The organism is Trebonia sp. (genome assembly GCF_030042015.1).
Classification (GTDB): Bacteria; Actinomycetota; Actinomycetes; order Streptosporangiales; family Streptosporangiaceae; genus Trebonia.
Genome location: NZ_JASIAL010000546.1, coordinates 1 through 7,942, shown reverse-complemented (window position 1 = coordinate 7,942; position 7,942 = coordinate 1). Strand labels below are relative to the sequence as shown.

8 protein-coding genes are annotated in these 7,942 nt (G+C 73.2%); 4 read left to right on the top strand and 4 right to left on the bottom strand.

Translation table 11 applies throughout. The features are described from left to right. From Q1N79_RS29060 to Q1N79_RS29045, 4 genes are all read right to left on the bottom strand, one after another. Positions 1 to 798, bottom strand: a 798-nt coding sequence (locus Q1N79_RS29060) for a biotin/lipoyl-containing protein (protein WP_300614297.1), incomplete at its 3' end; no start/stop codon positions are given. 15 nt (positions 799 to 813) lie between these two features. Next, positions 814 to 2,229, bottom strand: a complete 1,416-nt coding sequence (lpdA, locus tag Q1N79_RS29055; protein ID WP_300614296.1) for a dihydrolipoyl dehydrogenase — start codon at positions 2,227 to 2,229, stop codon at positions 814 to 816. A gap of 64 nt (positions 2,230 to 2,293) precedes the next feature. Beyond that, positions 2,294 to 3,823 carry a leucyl aminopeptidase gene (locus Q1N79_RS29050; RefSeq protein ID WP_300614295.1) on the bottom strand — a complete coding sequence of 510 codons (1,530 nt, stop codon included), beginning with the start codon at positions 3,821 to 3,823 and terminating at the stop codon, positions 2,294 to 2,296. Positions 3,824 to 4,087: 264 nt separating this feature from the next. Continuing rightward, a complete protein-coding gene (locus Q1N79_RS29045; protein WP_300614294.1) occupies positions 4,088 to 4,810 on the bottom strand; it encodes a peptidase E in 723 nt (240 codons plus the stop codon). A gap of 190 nt (positions 4,811 to 5,000) precedes the next feature. On the opposite strand from Q1N79_RS29045, the gene Q1N79_RS29040 reads away from it, so the two are divergent. From Q1N79_RS29040 to Q1N79_RS29025, 4 genes are all read left to right on the top strand, one after another. Beyond that, positions 5,001 to 5,504, top strand: coding sequence for a hypothetical protein (locus Q1N79_RS29040; protein ID WP_300614293.1), 504 nt, complete (start codon positions 5,001 to 5,003; stop codon positions 5,502 to 5,504). Between the two features lie 66 nt (positions 5,505 to 5,570). Beyond that, the gene (locus tag Q1N79_RS29035) at positions 5,571 to 6,164 is read left to right on the top strand and encodes a DUF5998 family protein (RefSeq protein WP_300614292.1); all 594 of its coding nucleotides are present in this window, start codon (positions 5,571 to 5,573) and stop codon (positions 6,162 to 6,164) included. A gap of 55 nt (positions 6,165 to 6,219) precedes the next feature. Then, positions 6,220 to 7,329, top strand: a complete 1,110-nt coding sequence (locus Q1N79_RS29030; RefSeq protein WP_300614291.1) for an alkaline phosphatase family protein — start codon at positions 6,220 to 6,222, stop codon at positions 7,327 to 7,329. Further along, the coding region (locus tag Q1N79_RS29025) for a rhodanese-like domain-containing protein (RefSeq protein WP_300614290.1) at positions 7,329 to 7,942 on the top strand (614 nt) is incomplete at its 3' end. The genes Q1N79_RS29030 and Q1N79_RS29025, both read left to right, overlap by 1 nt.

The following is a 7,942-nucleotide window of genomic DNA, read 5'->3' as shown; positions in this document are numbered from 1 at the left end:
GGCCGCGGCCGAGGCGGCTTCGGCCGCCCGCTGCTGGCGGGCCGCCTCGACGATGTCCTGCTTGCGGATCCGGCCGCCGACACCGGTGCCCACGACGGACTCGAGCTCGACTGAGTGCTCGGCGGCGAGCTTGCGCACTAGCGGGGTGACATAGGGGGACTCGCCGGACGGCAGCGGCGTGGGCTCGGGGTAGGCCTCCTCGGGTTCGGCCGCTACGGCCGGCGTGGGAGGCACGTAGGCGGGGGGCACGTACGCGGCCGCCGCGGGCGGGGCGGAGACAGCCGCGGGTGGCCCCGCCGGCTCCTCGGCCGGCGCCGGCGGGGTCCACGCCCAGCGGTCAGCCGACGCGGCCGCTTCGCCGTTGACCGGCGCGGGGGCAGTTGCCGCGGCCGGTGCGTACGGCTCCGGCGGGGCGTACGGCTCCGGCGGTGCGTACGGCTCGGGCGGTGCGTACGGCTCGGGCGGGGCGTACGGCTCGGGCGCCGCGGCTGTTTCGGCCGCGGCGACTGTTTCAGGCTCGGCCGGGGCGGGCTCGGGGGCGCCGCCGCCCACCGCCTCGTCCGCGTCCTCGATCACCGCGAGCTTGGCGCCGACGGCGACCGTCTCGTCCTCGTCGACGACGATGCCGCGCAGGATGCCGGTGGCGGGTGAGGGGATCTCGGTGTCCACCTTGTCCGTCGAAACCTCAAGCAGCGGCTCGTCTGCCGTCACATGCTCGCCTTCCTTTTTCAGCCAGCGAGTGACGGTGCCCTCGGTAACGCTCTCGCCAAGCTGGGGCATGGTTACGGAGACCGACATGTCCGGAGTCTCTCCTTAGGCGTGGAAGTGCAGTGGCTTGCCGGCGAGCGCCAGGTGTGCCTCGCCGATGATCTCGGACTGGGTGGGGTGCGGGTGGATCAGCGCCGCCACGTCGGCGGGCTCCGCGTCCCAGTTGTAGATGAGCTGGCCTTCGGCGATCAGCTCGCCGACCCGGGCGCCGATGAGGTGGATCCCGAGCACGCGTCCCGGTCCGGCGCCCTGCCCGTCCGGGCCCGGGCTCCCGGCCGGGGCCTCGGCGATCACCTTCGCCTGGCCCTGCGTCTGCAGGATGACGCTCTTGCCGTTGCCGCCAAGCGGGTAGGTCACCTCGGTCACCGCGATGCCGCGCTCGGCGGCCTGCGCCGAGGTGATGCCGACCGAGGCGACTTCAGGGTCGCTGTAGGTGATCCGCGGCACGCCGTCGTAGTCGATCGGCCTGACGTCCAGGCCGCCGAGCCGCTCGGCCACCATGATTCCCTCGGCGAAGCCCACGTGGGCGAGCTGCGGGGTGGCGATGAGGTCGCCGACGGCCGAGATCGTGGGCACCGCGGTCCGGCACAGCCCGTCCACGTCCACGTAGCCCCGGGTGAGCGTGACGCCGTTCTCCTCGTACCCAAGCCGGGCCGAGACCGGCCCGCGGCCGACCGCGACGAGCAGCACTTCGGCCTCGAGTGTCTTGCCGTTGGACAGCGACACGGAGACGCCGCCGGCGGTGTACCTGACCGACTCAAAGGCCGTGCCGAGCTCGGCGGCGATGCCGCGGCGGCGGAACGCGCGCTGCAGCTGCTTGGCGCTCGCCTCGTCCTCAAGGGGCAGCAGCTGCGGCATCATCTCGACGATCGTCACCCCGGCGCCGAACGACCGCCACACGCTCGCGAACTCGACCCCGATCACGCCCCCGCCGAGGATGACCGCCGACCCGGGCACCCGGTCCATCCGCAGCGCCTCGTCAGAGGTGATGATCCGGGCGCCGTCGATCTCCAGGCCCGGCAGGCTGCGCGGAACCGAGCCGGTCGCGAGGACGATGTGGTCGCCCGTGTAGAGGGCGTCGCCGACCTGGACTGAGGTCGGCGAGACCAGCCGCCCGTCGCCGAGGATCGTGTCGATCTTGCGGCTGGCGATGGTGGACTGCAGGCCCTTCCACAGCCGGTCGACCACCGACTGCTGGTAGGACAGCACGCCGGGCATGTCGACGCCCTCGAACGACGTCCTGATGCCGAACTTCTCGCTCTCCCGCGCGGAGTCAGCCACCTCCGCCGCGTGCAGCAGCGCCTTGGTGGGGATGCAGCCCCGGTGCAGGCAGGTCCCGCCGACCTTGTCCTTCTCGATCAGGGCCACGCGCTTGCCGAGCTCGGCCGCGCGGAGCGCGCAGGCGTATCCGCCGCTCCCCCCGCCGAGCACGACGATGTCGTAATGGCCGCCCTCTGCCACAGCCGCTCCCTTTTCCGCCTTTTCCGCTTACGCCCTACGGTCTCATCATTTCACCCGGCGGCGCCTACGCGCCGGGCAGTCGGCCCGCTGCCGTCTGGGCCGCGATCTGCACGAGCGCCCGCACCGCCGCGCCCGTGCCGCCCTTGGGCGTGTACCCGTAGGCGGAGCCGTCGTTGAACGCGGGCCCCGCGATGTCCAGGTGCGCCCAGGCGACACCGGCGGGCACGAACTCGCGCAGGAACAGCCCCGCCACCAGCATGCCGCCGTTGCGGTCGGCGGAGACGTTGGCCAGGTCCGCGACGGTGGAATCCAGGCCCTTGCGCAGTTCCTCTGGCAGCGGCATCGCCCACGCCGGCTCGCCGGCCTCGCGCATGACGGCGGCCACCTCCGCGGCCAGCGGGTCGGCGCTGCCCATCACCCCGGCGGTGCGGCGGCCCAGCGCGACCGTCGCCGCGCCGGTGAGGGTGGCGACGTCGACGAGCAGGTCGGGGCGGTCGCCGGCCGACCTGGCCATGCCGTCGGCGAGCACCAGGCGGCCCTCGGCGTCGGTGTTGAGCACCTCGACCGTCTTGCCGCCGAAGATCGTGATGATGTCCGACGGCCGCTGCGCCGCGCCGCTTGGCATGTTCTCCGCCAGCGGCATGTAGCCGACGACGTTGACCGGCAGGCCGAGTTCGGCGACGGCGACGGTGGCGGCGAGGACGGCGGCCGCGCCGCTCATGTCGCACTTCATCGTCTCCATGGACTTCGACGGCTTCAGCGACAGGCCGCCCGAGTCGAACGTGATCCCCTTGCCGACGAACACGACGGTCCTGGCCGCCTCCGGGTGGGTGTACTCCAGCCGGACCAGCCGCGGCGGTCGCGAGGAACCCTGGCCGACGGCGAGGATGCCGCCGTACCCCCCCGCCTTCAGCTCCGCCTCGTCGAGCACCTGCGCCGCGACGCCGTTGGCGGTCGCGACCCGCTCCGCCTCGGCGGCGAGCGCGGCGGGCGGCAGGTCGACGGGCGCGGTGTTGACAAGGTCCCTGGTGAGGTTGACCGCGGCGGCGATCACCTGCCCGCGCTTGACTGCGGCCGCGTTGTCGTCGCTGGTCAGCAGCGTCACCGCGAGGTCGGGCACGGGCACGGACCGGTACCGCCGGAAGCTGTAGCCGCCGAGCAGCGCGCCGGTGGCGACGGCCTCCGCCTCGGCTGGGGCCGTCGCCGGGAGCGCGAGCGTGACGGCCTTGCCTTCATCGTTGTCCCTGATGGCCAGCTTGTTCCCGATCAGGTCACGCAACGCCGTGCCGGCGGCGCGGCGCAGGGTTTCCGCGTCGAACGGCGCGCCGTCCGCGGGCGGAGCGCCCAGCCCCACGGCCAGGATCACCGAGGCCGGGAGCTTGCCCCCGCCGGGGATCTTCGTGAGCTCTTCGAGTTCGCCTGTCGCGCCGAGCGCGGCGAGCGCGCCGGCGAGGGTGCCGCCGAGCGCTTCGTCGACCCCGTCCGCGCCGGGTGCGGCGCTAGGGCCGTCGGGGCCCTGGTTCACCCCGATGACAAGGACATCGGCCTCGGCAATGCCGGGCGCCGATTCGCTGAGGGAAAGGGAGACAGTCACCCTGCCGATGGTAGAGCACCCCGCGTACTCACACGGGACTCGCACGCCACCCCCACGGAATGCGGATTCCCGGCCGCCAGGGCAGCCGCCCGGCTCGTCTCGACCGGCTGCCTGTTCTGGCTGCGCGCCCGGGGTCAACGCCTGGTGGCTGCTGCCGCTGTTCGTCTTCGCCGCTCTCGGCTGGTCGCTGCACAGGGCCAAGAAATAAAGCGAATAACCCCAGCTATCCCGAACGATCCCGGGCGTCTGCCCGGCGCGACGAGCTCACGCGCCGAGGAAGCGCACCCGCAGCGCGGTCTCCGTCCAGCCGCCGCTGCCGTCGGGCTCCACCCGGTAGGCGGCCGCCCCCGGCCGGTCGCCGACCAGCTCGGCCAGCGTCTCGTCGGCGAAGTGCGCCGCCGCGCCGTCGTCGCACGCCAGCCCGCCAGGCAGGGTCCCGTCCGCGACCAGCCGCCGGTACAGCGGCCGCCGCTCCGGCTCGGAGTTGAAGTGCGGGCAGAAGCTGCCGGCCAGCATCCCGAGCCCGTCGGTGAACGGCCTCAGCTGCACGCCGAACGAATCGGTCGTTCCCCCCTCGAACCAGCAGATCCCGCCGGCGCTCGACCCGGCGAGCACGATCCCCGCGTGCCAGGCCTTGCGCATGATCTCGTCGATCCCGTGCACCCGCCAGACCGCGACCATGTTGGCGACGCTGCCGCCGCCCACGAAGATGACGTCCTGGGACATCAGGAGGTCTTCCGGGTCGGCGACGTTGGGCATCGGGAACAGCGCCAGGTGCCTGACCCGCGCGGTGCTCTGCGCGAGCCGGTCGTAGAACCGCAGGTACGCGTTCGGGTCGTCGCCGGTGGCGGTGTTCAGCACGCACAGGTTCGGCCGTCCCTGGCCGCTCAGTTCCAGCGCGTACCGCACCTGCAGCGGGACCGCGTCGCGCGGCGTCAGCATGCCGCCCCCGACCGCGAGAACGTGCCGCCGTCCATCTGCCGCCATGCCCGTGACCGTAGCGGCGTTTGCTGCCTACTGCAAACAGTGCTGTAGGAGTGACCGAGTCGCCACGGATCGTTCGGGATAGGGGCGGGCTACCGGGCGGCGGGCTAGAGGCGTACTATCTCGATTTGAATCCACGCGCGGGCTGGCGTGGGCGTGGACACCGGAACCCATGTGGCAGGGCGGCGACAACATGGCTGAATGGTGGTCGATCGAGGTCTTCCACGGCGACAAGCTCCCGGCGACCGCGTGGCGCTACACGTACGAGGACGCGCTGGTCGACGCGGCCGTGACGCACGGCGCGGTGTACTGGGAGTGGCACGATTTCCAGCACGGCGTGGTCTTCGAGGTCTGCTTCGCGACCGACGAGCAGTGGGAGGCGTTCCGCAGCCTGCCCACGGTCACCGCCGCGCTTGACGCGGTGCCTGACCCGGTCAACGGCCTGCTCGTCTACCGGGGCAGGGGCGGGGCGGCCGGCGCCCGCAAGCCGCGCAAGCCCAAGCCGGCGCCCGGCGCCGCCGCGCTCGAGCTCGCGGAGCTTGTGGAGGCGCGGCGCCTCGCGATCACCGCGATCATGGCCGAGCAGGAGGCCCTGGAGCGCGGCGAGGACCCGCCGAACCGGGAAGCCCCCGGCGCCCCGGCCGCCCCCGGCGAGCCGGCGCGGCACGCGCGCGGAGCGCCCGCCGCGAACGCATAATTCCCATAATCGGCACATTCAGCGGCCGGGGGTGAACTAGCCGCCCGGACGGTGCAGGATGGGGGGATGAGGGAAACGCGAATCATGACCGAAGACCTGCGGGCCGCCATCGAGCGCAGCGGGTACTACCCGGGCCTGGTGACCGACGCGGTCGCCTCCGCGCTCGGGCCGGAACCCGTCACGGCATTCTTCGTGCATCATGACGCGATCTTCGATCCGGGCATGGAGGTCCGCAGGCACATGACCGTGCTGGCGCTGACTCCGACCAGGCTGGTGTACTCGCACACCGACGAGTACCCGGCCGAGGAGCCCGAAACGCGCCCGCGCGCGGAGACGAGCACCGAGGCGATCCGGTTCTCCCGGGTGTCCTCGGTGTCGCTGACCCGCGTGGTGCCGGACCCGGCGTCGTACCTCCCTGGCGTCACGATGCCGTCCGAAGTGATCCTGGCCATCGGCTGGAACGTCCTGTCGCACGTGGAGCTCGAGCCGGCGCACTGCGGCGACGAGGCCTGCGAGGCGGACCACGGCTACCTTGGCACGATCACGGCGGACGACCTGACGCTGCGGGTCAGCGAGGCCGCGGACGGCGAGGAGGCCGTCCGCCAGCTGCTGTCGTTCGTCAGCGCGCTCTCCGACGCGACGGCACCCGCTGGCGGCTGACGCACCCACGAGCAGACGAGGATTCATGACGCGAGAGCCTAGAACCAGTCCGATCGTGCCTTCCTATGGTGAGAGCAGCCTCGCCGATCTGTCCGCCTCCATCCTGGCCTCGCTCACCGGCGACAAAACGGGCAACGTGCTCGGCCTGCCTGAGACCGGCCGCGCCTGCCTGCTCATCATCGACGGCCTCGGCTGGGAGCTGCTGCGCGCGCACCAGGCCGCTGCCCCGTTCCTTTCCGAGCTCGCGTTCAACTCAAGGCCGCTGACCGCTGGCTTCCCGTCCACGACGGTGACCAGCCTGACCACGATCGGCACCGCGCTGCCGCCGGCGATGCACGGCATGCTCGGCTACCAGGTCGCCATTCCCGGCGAGCACCGGCTGCTCAACGGCCTGCACTGGCCTAAGGACGTCGATCCGCTCGGCTGGCAGCCGAAGCCGACGCTGTTCGAACGCGCGGCCGCGGCAGGAGTGGCCCCCGTGCACGTCGCTCCGGGGGCCTTCGCCGACAGCGGCCTGACCAGGGCCGCGCTGCGCGGCGCCCAGTACCGCCCGGCCAGCTCGCTCGGAGCGCTCGCCGCCACGGCGGTTGCCGCCCTCCACGACGCCGAACGGACCCTGGTGTCTGTCTACCACGGCGATCTCGACGGCACCGGCCACGTCTACGGCGTCAGCTCCGCCGCCTGGGCATTCCAGCTCGCGCACGTGGACCGGCTCGCCGAACAGCTCGCCGGCGCGCTGCCCCTGGGCAGCGTGCTGTACGTGACGGCCGACCACGGGATGGTGGACGTCGGCCCCGACGACCGGGTGGACGTGGACGTGACGCCCGAGCTGCGCGAGGGCGTCGTGCTGCTCGGCGGCGAGCCGCGCGCCAGGCACGTGTACGCCCGGCCGGGCGCGGCGGCCGAGGTGCTCGCCGCCTGGCAGGAGATCCTCGGCGAGAGCGCCTGGGTGATGTCGCGGGACGAGGCGGTCAAGGACGGCTGGTTCGGCCCCGCGGACGAGACGCTCACCCCGCGAATCGGGGACGTGGTCGCCGCGGCGGCCGGCACGACCGGGATCGTCGCCACCAGGGCCGAGCCGAACGAGAGCGCCCTGTTCGGCATGCACGGCTCGCTGACCTCGGCCGAGCAGCTGGTGCCCGCGCTCGCGTTCCCCACGCTGTGATGGCGCTGGTCACCGTCGGCGAGCTCGCCGCGCTGCTGGCCGCCGGGGGCGAGGAGGCGCCGTCGCTGCTTGACGTGCGGTGGCGGCTCGCCGGGGCGTCCGGGGCGCCGGGCATCGAGGGCTACCTCGCCGGGCACATTCCCGGGGCGGTCTTCGTGGACCTGGACCGTGACCTGGCCGGCCCGCCGGGCGCCGGCGGGCGGCATCCGCTGCCCGCGGCGGGCAGCTTCCAGGCGGCCATGCGCCGTGCCGGGGTGAGCGACGGGCGCATGGTCGTCGTGTACGACGACGGCGACTCGACGGCCGCCGCCCGCGCGTGGTGGCTGCTGCGGTACTTCGGCCACTCGCGGGTCAGGGTTCTCGACGGGGGGTACCGCGCCTGGACGCGGGCGGGCCAGCCGTCGGCGATATCCCTGCAGCCCTCCGAGCCCGGCGCGCCCGGTGCGCCGCCCCAGGCCGTGCCCGCGGGTGACTTCACCGCCAGCCCCGGCCACCTGCCGCTGCTCGACGCGGCCGGCGCGGCGAACCTGGCCCGCGCGCGTCCAGGCGCGGTACCCCCCGTCGAGAACCCTGACCCGCGAGTGGCCGAAGTACCGCAGCAGCCACCACGCGC